Below are 16,329 nucleotides of genomic sequence, written 5' to 3' on the forward strand. Positions count from 1 at the left end.
GGATGGGGGGATGGGGAGAAATTTAAATAATACTTTTAACTCCTAACTCCTAACTCCTAACTCCTAACTCCTCACTCCTAACTCCTAACTCCTAACTCCTAACTCCTAACTCCTCACTCCTAACTCCTAACTCCTAACTCCTCACTCCTATTCACTTTGCAGCTGTTAAAACTTCGCTTCTGGTTGTATTCAACTGCTTTGCGGTTTCAAAGAAGAATGCAACATTCTCTTCTGGTGTGGTGGGTAAAACACCGTGTCCGAGGTTAAGAATATGACCCCAATTTCCGGCTTTACGAACCGTGTCGTGAATGCGATCGCGAATGAATTCTTGAGAACCGAACAGTACTCCTGGATCGAGATTTCCCTGTACTTTCATTTCTTTACCCAATCTCATCCGCGCATCTGCCATGTCTACTGTCCAGTCTACGCTGATTATGTCCGCACCAGATTTATTCATTCTTTCTAATAAACCCGCACTTCCACTGATGAGAAGAATTAATGGTGTGTCTGGATGGGTTTGCTTTACTTGCTCGAATACTCTTTTTTGATAAGGTAAAGCAAAAGTTTCGTAATCTTGAGGACTTAATTGACCCGCCCAAGAATCAAACATTTGTACTACTTGAGCGCCACAATCAATTTGATAACGGATGTAAGTGGCGATGGAATCTGATAATTTTGCTAATAGTTGGTGCAGTATGGCAGGTTCAGAAAAAGCCATATTCTTGATAATAGAATAAGTTTTAGAACCTTTTCCTTCTACTACATAAGCAGCTAAAGTCCACGGCGCACCGACAAAACCGAGTACTGTTGATTTATTGCCTACTTCTGCTCGTAAGGATTGCAAAATTGTTTTGATGAATGGTAAAGATTCATCAGGTTGCAAAGGATGTAGACCATCAATTTGCTCTTGGGTACGAATAGGATTTTCAATAATAGGTCCTTTACCTTCGGCAATATCCATCTCAATACCGATACCGGGTAAAGGAGTCACGATATCGGAAAACAAAATTACCCCGTCGGGTTGAAAAGCTTTCCAGGGTTGTAATGAAATTTCGATGGCAACTTCGGCAATTTCCGAACGTTCGCGAAAAGAAGGGTATTTTTCCCTTAAATCGCGATAAGCTTTCATATATCGTCCAGCCTGCCGCATCATCCACACGGGGGGACGGCTTACAACTTCTCCGCGAGCGGCTCGGAGCAAATGAGGCGTGTTAGAGGAAACACCCATTTAATAATTCCTACTAAATAACTAGTTTATTGACATCTATGATGTTTATCAGATTACCATTCTTTGATTGCGCTTTTTTGGGCTTTTTGTTTCAAAATATTAAGTTGTCACGATTGCGGTCAAGTTTAGTAGGCTGATAATTGTTGTCAGCAAGTTTTATAATACTTAATATTATCTACTGTATCAAAACACTTCCATAAGCTAGGATTTTCTTAAAAGGCAAAAGATAGTTTTTGTTATTTTTAGCTATTTTTACAAATATTTCTCTAAATCAATACACATTTTTTGCCCAAAAGTTCATAGGAATAATTTAGATAATTTAGATAATTTATAATTAATTCTTTATAATTATTTTTTTAGTCAAATTTTTATGAACCTAAAAAAAATCTTTTCTAAACAAGCAAGTTCTCAGGGAGAAAGAGTATTATCTTTAATATCTCTTCTACTACTTTTTATTAGCTTAATTTATTTGTCTCTTGGGTTTTACGATTTACTGATAACTGAAAATCGTGCCTTTGATTTATTTTCACGATGGCAAGAACAACAATATATATATCGGGGAATTTATCCTTATAATGCAATGAAAGGTTCTCCAAATATTATTCCAGAGATTGGAGTAATAGATTCGGGTGGATATCCTCCTTGGGCATTTTTTACGGGATTTTTTTTATTTCCTCCTATTTCCTGGGAATTAACTCGTTTATATCATGTAGTTCTAAATATTTTATCACTTGTGATTTTAGCAGTTTTTGCTTATCAAATTGGACTTCCTTATGGAAGGCATCAAGCGTTATTTTCTTTAACTGCTAGTTTAGCCATTAGTAGTCATAAATCTACACTTGAGATGGGGAATTATGCAATTATAATTAATGCTTTACTAATTATCATGTTTTGGCTAATTGAAAGAAATAAAAATATTTGGGCTGGTTTAATATTTGGTATAGCAATGGTTAAACCGAATATTTCAGCTTTGTATTTTTTTATATTGATAATTCAAAAACGTTTGCAAGCAATTTTAGCGTTTTTTCTTTATATAATCTTGGGTAGTATAAATATTTGGATAATTACTAAATTGACTCCTATTTATATGCTCGATAAAATTTTTGGGCAGTCAAAATATTTTGCTGACAAAGGTTATTCTGGTATTCATCTTTTTACTGCTTTGGGCTTTGACCCTAAACAAGCAAGTTTATTCCTAGGGATAATAGGTATACTAGTAGTTACTACTATAATTTATCTTTGTCGTAATTATTCGCTGTTAAATTTATTCGCTATTTGTTGTGTTATTGGTCGAGTTTTTACTTATCATAGAATTTATGATAATCCTATGTTGATATTTTTGTTATTAGCTATTATTAACATTACTTTTGAAAACACTAATAAATTAAATGTGTTTTTTTTGATTTTAGTCTCGTTAACTTTATGGCTACCAGCAATATTTATAGATTTTGCTAACTTAGAATTTATACAACTTATTATTTGGATAATTGCCTTAGGACATCTTTTAATTCAAGGTCGAAGGGGTTATTGTAAGTAGCCAAGTAAAATTATTTATATATTTACTGCTCAGTTAGCCCTTCCCTATTTCCTATTGCCTATTTTGTAATATAAATACCGTTATTTCCGGACGCGAACTAAACCGTAAATGTAGTCCAGTCATACCTACACCTCGATTAGTATATTGAAACATTTCTCCTACCTTGTAAAGTCCATCATAGTATTTTTGACCCAAAGCCGGTAATAATGGTGGCTCTAAAAAAGGTATGCGTATTTGTCCAGCATGGGAATGTCCAGATAGTTGTAAATCAAACCGATTTGTCATGGCGCTGGTATCTGCAAAATCTGGTTCGTGTGCAAGTAAAATTGCTGCACCTGCTTGAGGTAACTGCTGTAATACCAAGTCTAAACGGTCTTTACCTACCCAAACATCATCTACACCTGCAATATGCAGCATGGCATTATCTCGTTTGACAGTGTAAACTTTATTAGCAAGATTAAGAATATCAGTTTGTGCTAAAACTTCGCTAATTTTTTTGGCATCTGCCCAGTAATCGTGATTACCTAATACTGCTACTGTTTTATGTGAAGCACTCAGTTGACCTAAAGTAGCTTTTAATTTAGGAATAAATTTAGCTTGCCGACGAGTTACAAAATCTCCCGTAATGGCAATCAAATCTGGTTTCTGCTGATTTACCAGCCGGAAAATATTATTTAACCGCCGTTTTTTAGTTTGTTTGTCAACATGAATATCGCTGATTTGTACGATACGATAGCCGTTAAATTCCGATGCTAAATTTGGTAACTTTAGCTGCACATAATTGACATCAATCCAATTCGGCTCAATAAAGTGAGCGTATAATAAAATGCAAGTACTTGTAATAAAAAGAAATTTGATAATAAATTTAATAATTTGGATAAAACTTAACAATAACATTCGAGCTTTTAAAAGGATTGTGTGTTTCATTCATCCATTGTTCCGATTTCATCAGCAAAAACAATAATTTTGATCAGACTTTTGAATTATTTTGAACTGTTTCCCTCATATAGTTACAATAAAGGTTTGGAGCTTCAGGAGTATCCGTTATGAGTCTTCCTATAGTAGCTATTATTGGTCGCCCGAATGTGGGCAAATCGACTATAGTTAATCGTTTAGCCAAACAGCAATCAGCTATCGTTCACGATGAACCCGGAGTGACGCGAGATCGTACTTATTTAAACGCATTTTGGGGCGATCGCGAATTTTTGGTAGTCGATACGGGTGGTTTGATATTCAACGACGATACGGAATTTTTACCGTTCATTCGTCAACAAGCAATGATAGCCTTGGCTGAAGCTAGTGCGGCTATTTTTGTAGTAGATGGACAAGCTGGTGCAACAGATGCAGACCAAGAAATTGCGGAATGGTTGCGGCATCAGTCAGTACCAGTATTGCTTGCTGTGAATAAATGCGAATCTCCAGAACAGGGATTACTTCAAGCCGCTGATTTTTGGCAGTTAGGATTGGGTGAACCATTCCCTGTATCAGGAATTCATGGTAATGGAACGGGAGAATTGCTAGATGAATTAGTTAATTATCTGCCATCAAGTTCCGAAATTGTAGACAACAACGAGATCAAAGTCGCAATTATTGGACGACCAAATGTAGGGAAATCAAGTTTATTAAATTCTTTTGTTGGCAGTGAAAGAGCAATTGTTAGTCCAATCTCCGGTACTACTCGCGATGCAATTGATAGCTTTATAGAACATGATGGGCAAGTTTACCGCTTGATTGATACAGCAGGTATTAGAAGAAAGAAAAATATTGATTACGGTACCGAATTCTTTAGTATTAACCGTGCTTTTAAAGCAATTCGGCGTTCCAATGTAGTTTTATTTGTCATAGATGCCCTTGATGGAATCACGGATCAAGACCAAAAATTAGCCGGAAGAATAATTGATGAAGGTAAAGCTTGCATCACAGTTGTAAATAAATGGGATGCAATTGAAAAAGATTCTTATACCATTTACGAGTATGAAAAACATCTATCAGGTAGACTGCATTTTTCCGAATGGTCAGAAACAATTTTTGTAAGTGCTTTAACAGGACAGCGTGTAATCAAAATATTAGATTTAGTTAATCAAGCTGTAGAACAACATAAACGTCGGGTAAGTACTTCAGTAATTAACGAAGTTTTAGAAGAAGCCGTCCGTTGGCATTCACCACCTGCTAGTCGTGGTGGAAAACAAGGAAGAATTTATTACGGAACTCAAGTTAGTACCGAACCTCCTACCATTGCTTTGTTTGTCAACGATTCTAAACGTTTTAACGACAATTATCGCCGTTATATTGAGCGTCAATTCCGAGATCAATTAGGGTTTAGAGGTACTCCGATTCGTCTTTTATGGCGCAGTAAAAAAACTCGCGAAATGGAAAATGTTACTGCGAATAGAGCGACTAAGGTTTAAACAGATTAAAGGTCAATCGATTTTAGATTTTGGATTTTGGATTGACCGTTAAATTGTTAATTAGTCACCCTTTCTAGATAAGTGAGTGCTTAAGAGATAATCAGGATTAAGTACATTGTATTTTTTATAGTTTCAGCGATTTGATATTACAGCGAATCAAATAATTAATTATTTAATCCAAAATCTAAAATCTAAAATCTAAAATCTGATAACTCCTAACTTCCAAATGGATTTACTACGTTCCCTACCGCTAGGACTTTACTTAGAACAACCGATAACTTGGCTGCATAAACTCGACCCACGAGTTAAGCTCATATGGTTGATGAGTTTTTTAACTACTTACATTTTTGCTAATACTTTATGGCGAATAATGCTTGCTGCATTACTAATTTTTATCACATTAATTTCGGGTATTCCTCGGAGAGTGTGGCAGAAACAAATGGGTTATTTGCTGTCAGTTTGCTTTCTGGTTTTAATTATTGCATCTTTAAGCCCTGATGGAATGGGAATTGATTATCAACCGCGCTTACCTGAAAATCAGCAAATTGTAAGTAAAGCCTCAAATTCTGATAATAGCAAAAATCCGATTTTATCGATATTTAATCTTGAAAATTCCCAAGAATATAATTATGTATTGTTTGCTAAAGGACCTGTAAGAGTAACACGGCATTCCTTTGATTTAGCATTACGTTTGAGCAGTATTTTTTTTACAGTTCTATACAGTACTACCTTATATTTACTGACAACTGCACCGGAAGAAATTACAGCTGGGATAGAAACTTTGATGCGGCCGTTAAGGCGATTTAAAGTACCAGTTACGGAAATTGCTTTAACTTTAACTTTATCTTTGCGCTTTATTCCTCTTGTTTTAGAAGAAATTCAAAATTTAGTCCGCTCGGTAATGACTAGGGCAATTAATTGGAAAAAATTGGGTTTGAAAGGAGCAGTCAAAGTTTGGATGATCATCGCTGAACGATTGTTACAAAATTTACTTTTGCGAGCGGAGCAAATGGCTAATGGTATTGTAGTACGGGGTTTTACTGGTCCCAATAAACACCGAGTTCAATGGCATAATTTACGTTTGACAAGTTTTGACTGGCTGGCAATTTTAGGATTAATTCTATTTTGGGGAGTACGCTTCACGATTGGAAATGAAGTTAATTGATGCAATGGTTGGTTGTTGGTTGATGGTTGTTAGTTGATGGTTGTTAGTTGTTAGTTGTTAGTTGATAGTGGTTGGTTGATGGTTATTAGTTGTTGGTTGACCTATAACCTTTAACCTATAACCTATAACCTATAACCTTTAACCTAAATGATGAGTGAACTCGATCCTTGGTATTGGCAAAAACTTCCTTTGGAGCAGCGTACTGGTAGTGATGTTTTTGCTAGTTTATTTATTTCTAATTGTAATATAGCGACTCTTTTAGAAAGTCCTTATCCAATACCTCAAGAAAATCCCCAATTAGCTCATTACTCAATTTGCGCTGGTAATCCCCGGATAATTGATGGTGTTCCTCAGTTGTGGACACCCGATTTAGGTGGAATATTACCTTTTCTTGAACAATTACTCGCAAAAAAAACCAAGGCTGATTCCTTTTATCCCCCTCTTCCATTTACTGGGGGTTGGTTGGGTTGGTTGGGTTATGATGTTGCTGAGGAAATTGAAGCGCTACCCAAGCTCAAATCTGATACTTTACCGTTTCCAGTCGCTTTTTGGTACGAACCAGAATGTTTTGCAGTTTTGGATCATTGGGAACAAGTTTTGTGGTTAGCTGCAAGCAGTACAAATCAACTTGATGATCTAATTGATCAACTTCAACAAGAAAAACCCAATTCTTCCAATTCTTCCAATTCTCCACGTTCAATCCCGGATATATCCACCCTGCGGTTACTTAGCTCTCAAGCTGATTATGAAGCGGCTGTTTTGCAAGCAAAAAAGTATATTCAAGCAGGGGATATTTTTCAAACTAATTTATCCGTTCGCTTTGAAACTCAAACATTTGCTTCGGGATGGGAAATTTACCAAGCTTTACAAAAAATCAATCCTTCTCCTTTTGCTAGCTATTTTAAAACTCCTTGGGGTGAAATTGTTAGCTGTTCCCCGGAAAGATTAGTTCAATTATATGAAGGGCTTGCTCAAACTCGACCAATTGCGGGTACACGTAAGCGGGGTGCGACTCCCGAAGAAGATTTGCAACTAGCACAAGAATTGCTCAGTGACAGCAAAGAACGAGCCGAACATATTATGCTTGTAGATTTGGAGCGGAATGATTTGGGACGAGTTTGTGAATGGGGAAGCGTAAAGGTAGATGAATTGCTGACGATTGAGCGTTACAGTCATGTGATGCATCTGGTTAGCAATATCAAAGGGACTTTAAGATATAACGACTTTAAAGGGAAACATTTACAAAACAGATGTACTGCAATCGATCTGATTCGTGGGATGTTTCCAGGTGGTACGATTACTGGTTGTCCTAAAGTTCGCTGTATGGAAATTATCGAAGAACTCGAACCTGTAAAACGCAGTTTATTTTATGGTTCCTGCGGCTACTTGGATCTAAGTGGTAATTTAGATTTAAATATCTTGATTCGTACTTTATTAGTGACTCCACAAGCAAGTAAGTCTTTTAACTCTCTTGTTCCATCTGACATTAAACCATATGATTTATCTAGCTCCATACCAGAGGTGAATCTAGATTACCCAACTCTTAATTCTGTTTGGGGACAAGTTGGAGCCGGAATTGTCGCAGATAGCAATCCTCAAAAAGAATGGTATGAATCTCTGCACAAAGCGCAAGCACTTTTGGCGGCACTTCAACAAGTTTAACAATGAACAGTAAACGGTAAACAGTCAATAGCTTTACAGTCAAATGGCAATGGCTATGAGAATTGTTAATTTATTGTTATTTTTTTTCTACAAAAAACAGTTAACAATTATGGCAGAATTGATATAATAAAGACTTTTTGATCAAATCCAAAGAAAGTCCCAGCCATTTACTATTTCATTTGCCGTTCGATAGCACATAGATTTATTTTTGTGCAAATAAATACCGCGCCTGCCTTTATTTTAAACATAGAAAACAAAATTTTCGGCAATATCTTATTAAAGAGAGTCCGAGTTTTTGTTTTTAGCGGCGAAAAGATATATGTACTCGTACCTTGACTAATAAATGAACTCAGAACACTCGGAAACCTACTTGAATCATCCAACTTGGGGATTACTCTACAGAATTTGTATGGTGGATCAAAGCCAAGAACTTTTTACCACATTGTATGCTCAACGCCTGTTTTTCCTGGTCGCCCATGATGAGAAAGGCGTTAAATTCCAACCAGTAGGACGTACCGAAGCGAGAATGATGCTGGAAAATCGTTTGCGTAACCTGCGTCGCAGCGGACAATCTATTGAGTACGATCAACTCACTAGTATTTTTAAACGCACATTCCAATGAGTAGTTCGATCGCAGAACGTATCCGCAAGGTTCAAGACTCGCTTCCGGAGTCTGTAAAATTGATTGCTGTTAGTAAAAAAGTCTCGGTTGCAGCCATGCGTGAAGCATATGACGCTGGTGTCCGAGATTTTGGCGAAAGCCGTATTCAAGAAGCTGCAAGCAAAATTGACGCGCTGCAAGACTTATCGGGTATTACCTGGCACTTTATTGGACATCTACAAAGCAATAAAGCCAAACAAGCTCTTTCTTATTTTCAATGGATTCATTCCGTAGATAGCCTGAAATTAGCACAACGTTTGAACCTTTTGGCACAAGAGTTAGCAGTTGATCCCTTCATTTGCTTGCAAGTCAAAATTCTTCCCGATCCAGATAAATCTGGGTGGACGATACAGCAACTTTTAGACGATTTAACGGAACTTGACCGATGCAAAAATTTACAAATTCAAGGTTTGATGACAATTCCACCATTAGGATTAGATAGTTCAGAGATTCTCCAGGTGTTTAATCGAACACAACAATTGATGGCAGAAATTGGCGATCGCAACTTGTCAAACATCAAAATCAACCAGCTTTCCATGGGAATGTCAGGAGATTATCAGCTAGCAATTGAATGTGGTGCAACCATGATACGTTTAGGGACAATTTTATTTGGAGAACGTTCTGTATAAGTCAGAACATTTAGGCAGAAAAAGCGAAAAACCTTGGTATGACTTGGTTTTAAGCTGGGAGAAGAAAAATCTGCCCAATTGACAATAAATCTACCTTTTGATAGATAAGCCGTGATTCGCCAGCATTAGCATTAAAACTGGCGAACGTCTATCCTAGGGGAGATATTTCACTTCACCACAGGATGAAAAGTATCACAATTTGATACAGAATAATTATTTAGTACGCTAGTTGCAAAAGCAACAAAAGATATAGTATCTACAAAAGTATAAGAAAATGAAATAAGGGGTAAAAACAACTTTCCATTGTATAACTACTAGGATATAATCTTGACTCATTATTGTACGTGTTTGAGGTAACAACGTTGCGATCGCGTTGTAATAATCCAAAAGCTCGTAAAATATGCTACAAATGGCGATAAATTATGACAATTATTTTCTGTTTGTAGCGGTAAAAGTTGACAAAAGCAATTTTTACCTTCTCAATGAAAGATGATTGGCACCAGGAGCGTAACAATGAATATATTTTCCAGATTGAGAGACTTTGTAGGATTAAACGAACCAGTAGAGTACGAATATTACGAAGAAGAACCAGAGGCAGACGGTTACGAAAATCTGTATCAGGAGCAAAATCAAGTACCTGCTCCTCAACCAGAAAGTGTTGCAGTTAATCGACGTTGGCGCGAAGGGATGCCTACAATGGGAAGTGATGTCGCGTCCCCTTCCACTGCAAAATCTATGAATAATGTTATTGGTATGCCAGGAGTATTAAACGGTATTTCGGAAGTATTAGTGTTAGAACCACGCACTTTTGAAGAAATGCCCCAAGCGATTCAAGCATTGCGCGAACGCAAGTCTGTGGTGTTAAATTTAACAATCATGGACCCAGATCAAGCTCAGCGTGCTGTAGATTTTGTTGCAGGAGGAACTTACGCCCTTGATGGACATCAAGAGCGCATTGGGGAAAGTATATTTTTGTTCACCCCTAGCTGCGTACAGGTCAGCACAACTGGTGGAGTACTTCACGAAGTTCCTCAACCACCAGTACGTAGTCGCAGCAATCCACCGACTCAAGCTTGGGGAAACGAACCGAACCACATGGCACAATAAGGATAAACTAGTCATTAGTCATTAGTCATTAGTCCGCTTTTTGCCTGATGACCAATGACAAATGATCAATTACCTTTCGGGGCAATGACGAATAAAAAATTTGGCTTAATTGGTGGCGGGGTAATGGGTGAAGCATTATTATCCCGTCTTATCAGTTGTGGAATATATCAACCATCAGAATTTATTGTCAGCGAACGACTTTCCGAACGTCGGGTTTATTTAGAGCAAGAATACAAAATTTTGGCGATCGCCGATAGCAGCGTGGCCTTTGCTCAAGCAACAGAAGTAGTATTTTTAGCAATAAAGCCTCAGATTTTCAGTGCAATTGCTCAAGAGTTAGCAGGGGTAATGGAAACTGGAAGTAAACCATTAATAGTTTCTATTTTGGCAGGAGTCACATTACATCAATTAGAAGCAGCTTTCCCTAGTTTTCCTGTGATTAGAGCCATGCCAAACACACCCGCTACAGTCGGTGCAGGAATGACTGCGATTTGTAATGGTGCTTACACTAAAGCCAAAGATACGGAGATAGCAAAACAACTGTTTACAGCAGTAGGGGAAGTCGTAGAAGTACCCGAACATCTGATGGATGCAGTTACTGGACTTTCCGGTAGTGGCCCGGCTTATGTGGCATTAATGGTAGAAGCCCTTGCTGACGGAGGAGTTGCCGCAGGTTTATCAAGAGCGATCGCCAGTCAGCTAGCATTACAAACCGTATTGGGAACAGCACAATTATTACAAGAAAGTAAAATGCATCCAGCAGTATTGAAAGATAAAGTTACCAGCCCCGGAGGTACGACAATTGCCGGGATTACCCAATTAGAACGAGCCGGATTTCGTTCTGCATTAATTGAAGCCGTGAAAGCAGCTACTAAGCGCTCTCAAGAATTGGGAATGGGTAATGGGTAATGGGTAATGGGTAATGGGTAATGGGTAATGGGTAATGGGTAATGGGTAATGGGTAATGGGTAATGGGTAATGGATAATGGGTAATGGGTAATGGGGGATGGGGGATGGGGAACTGCGAGCAATAAATTCATAACTTATTAATTGTCACTTCGAGAACTATTTCCCAATTCCCAATTCCCAATTCTAATCATGGATTAAAAATGATTACACGGATTTTAATTACCAATTACCAATTACCAATTACCAATTACCAATTGCCTGGTTTTTTACAAATTGTCGAGAAAGTGATTCAAATTCAATGCAGTATAAGTATAATACGTGTAAGCCGCGTAAGAGAACCTGATTGATTCGTGCTTAATGCGATTTGAATCATGTAGTTAAAAATCAGTTTGGATGCAATTAAAATTTGAGTGAATTATTCTGCCCTAACCCCAGATGTTGATCCGAGTTCCGTTTTTCCTTTTGAACTCGATCAATTCCAACATGATGCCATAGCTTCTCTAAATGCTGGACGTTCCGTTGTAGTGTGCGCGCCCACGGGTTCTGGTAAAACTTTAGTGGGCGAATACGCTATCTATCGTGCCTTAGCGCGAGGTAAGCGAGTATTTTACACGACTCCTCTCAAAGCGCTGTCAAATCAAAAATTACGGGATTTCCGTTCGGAATTTGGTTTTGATGCGGTAGGTCTGTTGACTGGAGATGTTTCTGTCAACCGAGATGCTCCAATTTTGGTGATGACTACGGAAATTTTCCGTAATATGCTCTACGGTACACCTATTGGACAAGTTGGTACCTCTTTAATAGATGTGGAAGCGGTGGTGTTAGATGAATGCCACTATATGAATGACCGTCAACGAGGGACGGTTTGGGAAGAGTCAATTATTTACTGTCCGGAATCAATTCAACTTGTAGCTCTTTCGGCAACAGTTGATAATAGCGACCAGTTGACTGATTGGTTGAATCAAGTTCACGGTCCTACGGATTTAATTTATTCGGATTTTCGTCCGGTTCCTTTACAATTTCATTTTGGTAATAGTAGGGGGCTGTTTCCTTTACTTAATAAAGAAAAAACTCAATTAAATCCTCGTCTCGTCCCCAGGAAAAGGAAAGGGGAAAGAAGCAGACACGTTGCTAGACAAGAATCTCCGAGTATCAGCTATATTTTAGAACATTTGCGTTCTAGAGATATGCTACCAGCAATTTACTTTATTTTCAGCCGCCGGGGTTGCGATCGCGCTGTGGCTGATGTGGGGGATTTATGGCTGGTGAATGGAGATGAAGCGCAAAGATTACGACCTCAAATTGATGAATTTCTGACTCGTAATCCCGATGCAGGTCGTGCGGGACACGTAGCTCCGCTGTATCGAGGAATTGCTGCCCACCATGCCGGAATTTTACCCGCTTGGAAAGGTTTAGTTGAAGAACTATTTCAGCAGGGTTTAATTAAGGTTGTATTTGCAACAGAAACTCTCGCTGCTGGTATTAATATGCCTGCAAGAACAACAGTAATTTCCACCCTTTCTAAACGTACTGATAACGGACATCGTTTATTAAATCCTTCCGAATTTTTACAGATGGCTGGAAGAGCCGGTCGTCGCGGTATGGATGAAGTCGGTCATGTGGTAACGCTGCAAACTCCCTTTGAAGGCACCAAAGAAGCTGGATATTTAGCGACATCGAAACCAGACCCATTAGTAAGTCAGTTTACACCCAGTTACGGTATGGTGTTAAATTTACTACAAACCCATACATTAGCAGAAGCGAAAGAATTGGTAGAACGCAGTTTCGGGCAATATTTAGCGAATCTACATTTACAGCCGCAGTATAAAAAGATTTCTGAGGCAAGACAGCAATCAGCAGAAGTTCAGGCGCAAATCGCTCAAATTAGCGATGAGGACGTAGCGCAGTATGAAAAAGTGCGTCAGCGTTTGAAAGTGGAGCGGAAATTACTGAAAACTTTGCAAGAGCAATCCGTAGAATCCCGGAAAGAAGAATTGAGCATGATGCTGAGTTTTGCTGTTTCCGGAACACTGTTAAGTCTATATGGTGAAAATGTCAAAGTTTCTGCACCCGTAACAGCAGTATTAATCGGGAAAACACAAGGTTCTCGACAAGCACCTTTCTTGGTATGTTTGGGAAGTGATAACCGTTGGTATGTAACTTCTGTTCATGATGCGATCGATTTGTACGCTCATCTACCCCGCATTGATGTACCTGCCAATTTGCTACCACCATCTACATTGTCCTTGAAACCAGGAGAATCCTGCCGTGGGGATGAAATTTCAGCCGCGATCGCCGCACAAATTCCCCTATCATCTGCGGATTTTTCCATGGCACCAGAGGTAGTAGAACAGATGCATTTGGTTACAAATTTGCAAGAACAAATGGAAAGTAACCCCCTACATGAGTTAGGGAATGCAGCTAGTGTATACAAACGTCAAGCCCGCGCTGCTGAATTAGAAGCCGAACTTGAGGAATTGCAATCGCAAGTAGCAGAACAGTCGGAACATCATTGGGAAGAATTTATTAAATTAATCGAAATTCTCCAATACTTTGAATGTTTGGATAATTTAGTACCTACACAATTGGGACAAATGGCGGCTGCAATTAGGGGAGAAAATGAATTATGGTTGGGTTTAGTCCTGAACAGCGGAAAGTTGAATCAATTAGACCCCCATCATTTTGCTACAGCCATTGCAGCTTTAGTTACGGAGACTTCTCGCCCGGACAGTAGAGTGTTTTTTGAGCTTAGCGGTGAAGTGATCGATGGTTTAGCTTCATTGCGATCAATTCGGCGTAAAGTGTTTCAATTACAACATAGATATGGTGTAGCTTTACCTGTATGGTTGGAGTTTGAATTAATTGCGTTAGTGGAAAAATGGGCATTAGGAATGGATTGGGTAGAACTATGTGAAAATACTACCTTAGATGAAGGAGATGTGGTGAGAATTTTACGTCGTACCTTAGATTTATTATCGCAAATTCCCCACGTTCCCCATTTACCACAAGACATCAAGCGTAATGCTCAACGGGCGACGCAGTTAATCGATCGGTTCCCGGTGAATGAAGTGGTTGAGTGAACTTATATTTTGCACCTTACCCATAATTAACTACATAATAAACAATAGACATCTCCGGGAAAGAATGTAGGGACGCGAAATTTCGCATCTCTACAAGGGTTTCAAACAACGCATAATTAATTTAATTTCCGGAGATGTCTAATGGCTAATACTGCAACAACCAATTCACGTTTACTTAATTTGGCGTATTGGCACAACAGTAAAGTGTAACTGTGTCAAGATATTTTTCAAGTTTTAATCGAATATAATTTTTCTAACGCCAGGGTGTAAGCATCGACTGATTGTTAAAGGTATTTATAAAAGTATTGATAGGTCTTTACAAACTAGGCGATGCTTTGGTAACAAATATGTCTACCCTCATTTTTGCGATCAATCCCGTTTACCAAAACCGAGATTGCGTTAAATCAGGGAAATTAGGTTACTTGCGACCATTGTCGGCGCACTGGCTAAAGAATAAATTTGGAATATAACTTGTATCAATTATTAACTTTTAACTGTTGATACGGCAGTAAGTAATGAGTAAATTAGGACAGTTAAGGATAACAACCTATACCTTAATTTGTAACTTTAAAGCTACTAACCACTGCTCCCAAGCTCAACTATATTCAGATTGCCAGTCTTTGCCCCTTGGAACCAAGAATTCCTATTTCTGAAACCAAGACTTGAAAAAAGGAAGTAAATTTATGGGGCAAGAATTCGTCGTTATTATATCCATAGTCATTATGATGATGACAGGGATTATACTTGGTTATGTACTTTCTCAATTAATTTTGGGTTTTTTAACGCTGAATTTAGTAACTTTCCTGGGAACCCTCAGCTTAATTATTATTTTTGGAACCTTATATTTTGTTTTATTTTGGGAATTAAAAAAGCGTCAATCTCGTTCTTGGTCAACACAACCACCATACCCTACCCAAGAACCCAGCCAAAAAGAAACACATTTACAAAATCGATTTTTTGCTTTAGTTGGAGATACAGCAACTGCAAACCGCTTAATTGAGCAACTCAAGCAAAATCATCCCGGAATGTCAGAAAATTGGTATTGGCAAAGGGCGATCGCCGACTTGGAACGTCAAAGAACAGGTTAAAATAAATAGTCAGACAAAATTAATTATTTCAATCATTACCTCAAATTCTCCATTAAAATATGGCAATATTACGTCAATACATCGCCCCGTTAATTGCGGTACTAATCTTTACTCTAGCTTTAGTAGCAGTTAGCGCTCGCATCTTTTTACCTTCAGATATGGCAGCCCCCGCACCAATTGAAGATGAAGGAATTTCGAGCATAGAAAGATGGGAGAATGGAGCAGCACCAGAGTTTGTATCCTCAATTTTGTTTCCTACTTTCCCTCACAACCCTTAAAGTGGTAGAAAAACTACTGCCGGATTACACAGTTAGTTCCGGTTCAACCAAGGATTTCGCGCTGCTGGTGAAATTCATGCAGCGCACCTACCAAGATATGTTTCCGCGACAAGATTTTTCTCATTTATCCCAAACAGTCGAGCAATATCTTTCTCAAAATACCCCCTTATGGTGGGTAGAATATTCAGTAGAAAAAAACCAAACAGTAAAAGATATTTTCCCCAGTCGTCCAATTGCTTGCTTGTGGATGGGAAACGCCATCGACCAAATTACCGGATTGCGTCACGCACACATATTTCTACTTTACGTCATTCCAGAACATCGGCGAAAAGGTATCGGTACAGCTTTAATGCAGTATGCCGAAACCTGGGCTAAAAACAGAGGAGACATTCAAATAGCGCTCCAAGTTTTTCAATCAAACACACCTGCACTAAATCTCTACAATCAACTCGGCTATCAAACCCAATCCCTATGGATGGTTAAACCTTTACAATGAGAGGTTAAAGGTCAAAGGTCAAAGGTTAAAGGTCAAAGGTTAAAGGTTAAATAAATAATTAATAACTCCCCCCATCTCCCC

14 protein-coding genes are annotated in these 16,329 nt (G+C 38.4%); 12 read left to right on the forward strand and 2 right to left on the reverse strand.

Annotation, left to right across the window (positions count from 1 at the left end):
- Positions 1 to 151: 151 nt before the first annotated feature.
- Entirely contained in the window at positions 152 to 1,228 is a 1,077-nt protein-coding gene (hemE, locus tag IQ247_RS26765; protein WP_193924620.1) for a uroporphyrinogen decarboxylase, read from the reverse strand.
- Positions 1,229 to 1,598: 370 nt separating this feature from the next.
- Here hemE and IQ247_RS26770 point away from each other — a divergent pair, with 370 nt between their 5' ends.
- Positions 1,599 to 2,765, forward strand: coding sequence for a glycosyltransferase 87 family protein (locus IQ247_RS26770; RefSeq protein ID WP_193924621.1), 1,167 nt, complete (start codon positions 1,599 to 1,601; stop codon positions 2,763 to 2,765).
- A 51-nt stretch (positions 2,766 to 2,816) separates the two neighbouring features.
- On the opposite strand, the gene IQ247_RS26775 is transcribed toward IQ247_RS26770, so the two are convergent.
- Positions 2,817 to 3,692 (reverse strand): metallophosphoesterase, encoded by an 876-nt coding sequence (locus IQ247_RS26775; RefSeq protein ID WP_193924622.1) that lies wholly within the window; start codon positions 3,690 to 3,692, stop codon positions 2,817 to 2,819.
- Between the two features lie 119 nt (positions 3,693 to 3,811).
- Here IQ247_RS26775 and der point away from each other — a divergent pair, with 119 nt between their 5' ends.
- The 11 genes from der to IQ247_RS26830 all read left to right on the forward strand — a co-directional run bounded on the left by der (position 3,812) and on the right by IQ247_RS26830 (position 16,248).
- Positions 3,812 to 5,173, forward strand: coding sequence for a ribosome biogenesis GTPase Der (der, locus tag IQ247_RS26780; RefSeq protein ID WP_193924624.1), 1,362 nt, complete (start codon positions 3,812 to 3,814; stop codon positions 5,171 to 5,173).
- Between the two features lie 226 nt (positions 5,174 to 5,399).
- Positions 5,400 to 6,338: an energy-coupling factor transporter transmembrane component T family protein gene (locus IQ247_RS26785; protein ID WP_193924625.1), complete on the forward strand. Its 939-nt coding sequence runs from the start codon at positions 5,400 to 5,402 to the stop codon at positions 6,336 to 6,338.
- 147 nt (positions 6,339 to 6,485) lie between these two features.
- On the forward strand, positions 6,486 to 8,000 hold the full coding sequence (locus tag IQ247_RS26790; protein ID WP_193924627.1) for an anthranilate synthase component I: 1,515 nt from the start codon (positions 6,486 to 6,488) through the stop codon (positions 7,998 to 8,000).
- Between the two features lie 343 nt (positions 8,001 to 8,343).
- Positions 8,344 to 8,622 carry a transcriptional coactivator PipX gene (gene pipX / locus IQ247_RS26795; protein WP_193924629.1) on the forward strand — a complete coding sequence of 93 codons (279 nt, stop codon included), beginning with the start codon at positions 8,344 to 8,346 and terminating at the stop codon, positions 8,620 to 8,622.
- Positions 8,619 to 9,290, forward strand: a complete 672-nt coding sequence (locus IQ247_RS26800; protein ID WP_193924631.1) for a YggS family pyridoxal phosphate-dependent enzyme — start codon at positions 8,619 to 8,621, stop codon at positions 9,288 to 9,290. Before pipX ends, IQ247_RS26800 begins: the two co-directional genes overlap by 4 nt.
- 513 nt (positions 9,291 to 9,803) lie before the next feature.
- Positions 9,804 to 10,397 carry a cell division protein SepF gene (locus IQ247_RS26805; protein ID WP_193924633.1) on the forward strand — a complete coding sequence of 198 codons (594 nt, stop codon included), beginning with the start codon at positions 9,804 to 9,806 and terminating at the stop codon, positions 10,395 to 10,397.
- An 84-nt stretch (positions 10,398 to 10,481) separates the two neighbouring features.
- Positions 10,482 to 11,306 (forward strand): pyrroline-5-carboxylate reductase, encoded by an 825-nt coding sequence (proC, locus tag IQ247_RS26810; protein ID WP_193924640.1) that lies wholly within the window; start codon positions 10,482 to 10,484, stop codon positions 11,304 to 11,306.
- 410 nt (positions 11,307 to 11,716) lie between these two features.
- Entirely contained in the window at positions 11,717 to 14,386 is a 2,670-nt protein-coding gene (locus tag IQ247_RS26815; RefSeq protein WP_193924635.1) for a DEAD/DEAH box helicase, read from the forward strand.
- Positions 14,387 to 15,069: 683 nt separating this feature from the next.
- Entirely contained in the window at positions 15,070 to 15,474 is a 405-nt protein-coding gene (locus tag IQ247_RS26820; protein WP_193924636.1) for an ABC transporter permease, read from the forward strand.
- A 59-nt stretch (positions 15,475 to 15,533) separates the two neighbouring features.
- On the forward strand, positions 15,534 to 15,752 hold the full coding sequence (locus tag IQ247_RS26825; protein WP_193924637.1) for a DUF8624 family small hydrophobic protein: 219 nt from the start codon (positions 15,534 to 15,536) through the stop codon (positions 15,750 to 15,752).
- A gap of 1 nt (position 15,753) precedes the next feature.
- Positions 15,754 to 16,248 carry a GNAT family N-acetyltransferase gene (locus IQ247_RS26830; RefSeq protein ID WP_322745582.1) on the forward strand — a complete coding sequence of 165 codons (495 nt, stop codon included), beginning with the start codon at positions 15,754 to 15,756 and terminating at the stop codon, positions 16,246 to 16,248.
- Positions 16,249 to 16,329: the final 81 nt, after the last annotated feature.

It is taken from the genome of Plectonema cf. radiosum LEGE 06105 (assembly GCF_015207665.1).
Taxonomy (GTDB): domain Bacteria; phylum Cyanobacteriota; class Cyanobacteriia; order Cyanobacteriales; family Nostocaceae; genus Rivularia; species Rivularia radiosa_A.

What these genes read in the sequence shown, in the direction of transcription:
- hemE (WP_193924620.1), bottom strand. Translation starts at nt 1,228, where the DNA reads ATGGGTGTTTCCTCTAACACGCCTCATTTGCTCCGAGCCGCTCGCGGA.
- IQ247_RS26770 (WP_193924621.1), top strand. Translation starts at nt 1,599, where the DNA reads ATGAACCTAAAAAAAATCTTTTCTAAACAAGCAAGTTCTCAGGGAGAA.
- IQ247_RS26775 (WP_193924622.1), bottom strand. Translation starts at nt 3,692, where the DNA reads ATGAAACACACAATCCTTTTAAAAGCTCGAATGTTATTGTTAAGTTTT.
- der (WP_193924624.1), top strand. Translation starts at nt 3,812, where the DNA reads ATGAGTCTTCCTATAGTAGCTATTATTGGTCGCCCGAATGTGGGCAAA.
- IQ247_RS26785 (WP_193924625.1), top strand. Translation starts at nt 5,400, where the DNA reads ATGGATTTACTACGTTCCCTACCGCTAGGACTTTACTTAGAACAACCG.
- IQ247_RS26790 (WP_193924627.1), top strand. Translation starts at nt 6,486, where the DNA reads ATGATGAGTGAACTCGATCCTTGGTATTGGCAAAAACTTCCTTTGGAG.
- pipX (WP_193924629.1), top strand. Translation starts at nt 8,344, where the DNA reads ATGAACTCAGAACACTCGGAAACCTACTTGAATCATCCAACTTGGGGA.
- IQ247_RS26800 (WP_193924631.1), top strand. Translation starts at nt 8,619, where the DNA reads ATGAGTAGTTCGATCGCAGAACGTATCCGCAAGGTTCAAGACTCGCTT.
- IQ247_RS26805 (WP_193924633.1), top strand. Translation starts at nt 9,804, where the DNA reads ATGAATATATTTTCCAGATTGAGAGACTTTGTAGGATTAAACGAACCA.
- proC (WP_193924640.1), top strand. Translation starts at nt 10,482, where the DNA reads ATGACGAATAAAAAATTTGGCTTAATTGGTGGCGGGGTAATGGGTGAA.
- IQ247_RS26820 (WP_193924636.1), top strand. Translation starts at nt 15,070, where the DNA reads ATGGGGCAAGAATTCGTCGTTATTATATCCATAGTCATTATGATGATG.
- IQ247_RS26825 (WP_193924637.1), top strand. Translation starts at nt 15,534, where the DNA reads ATGGCAATATTACGTCAATACATCGCCCCGTTAATTGCGGTACTAATC.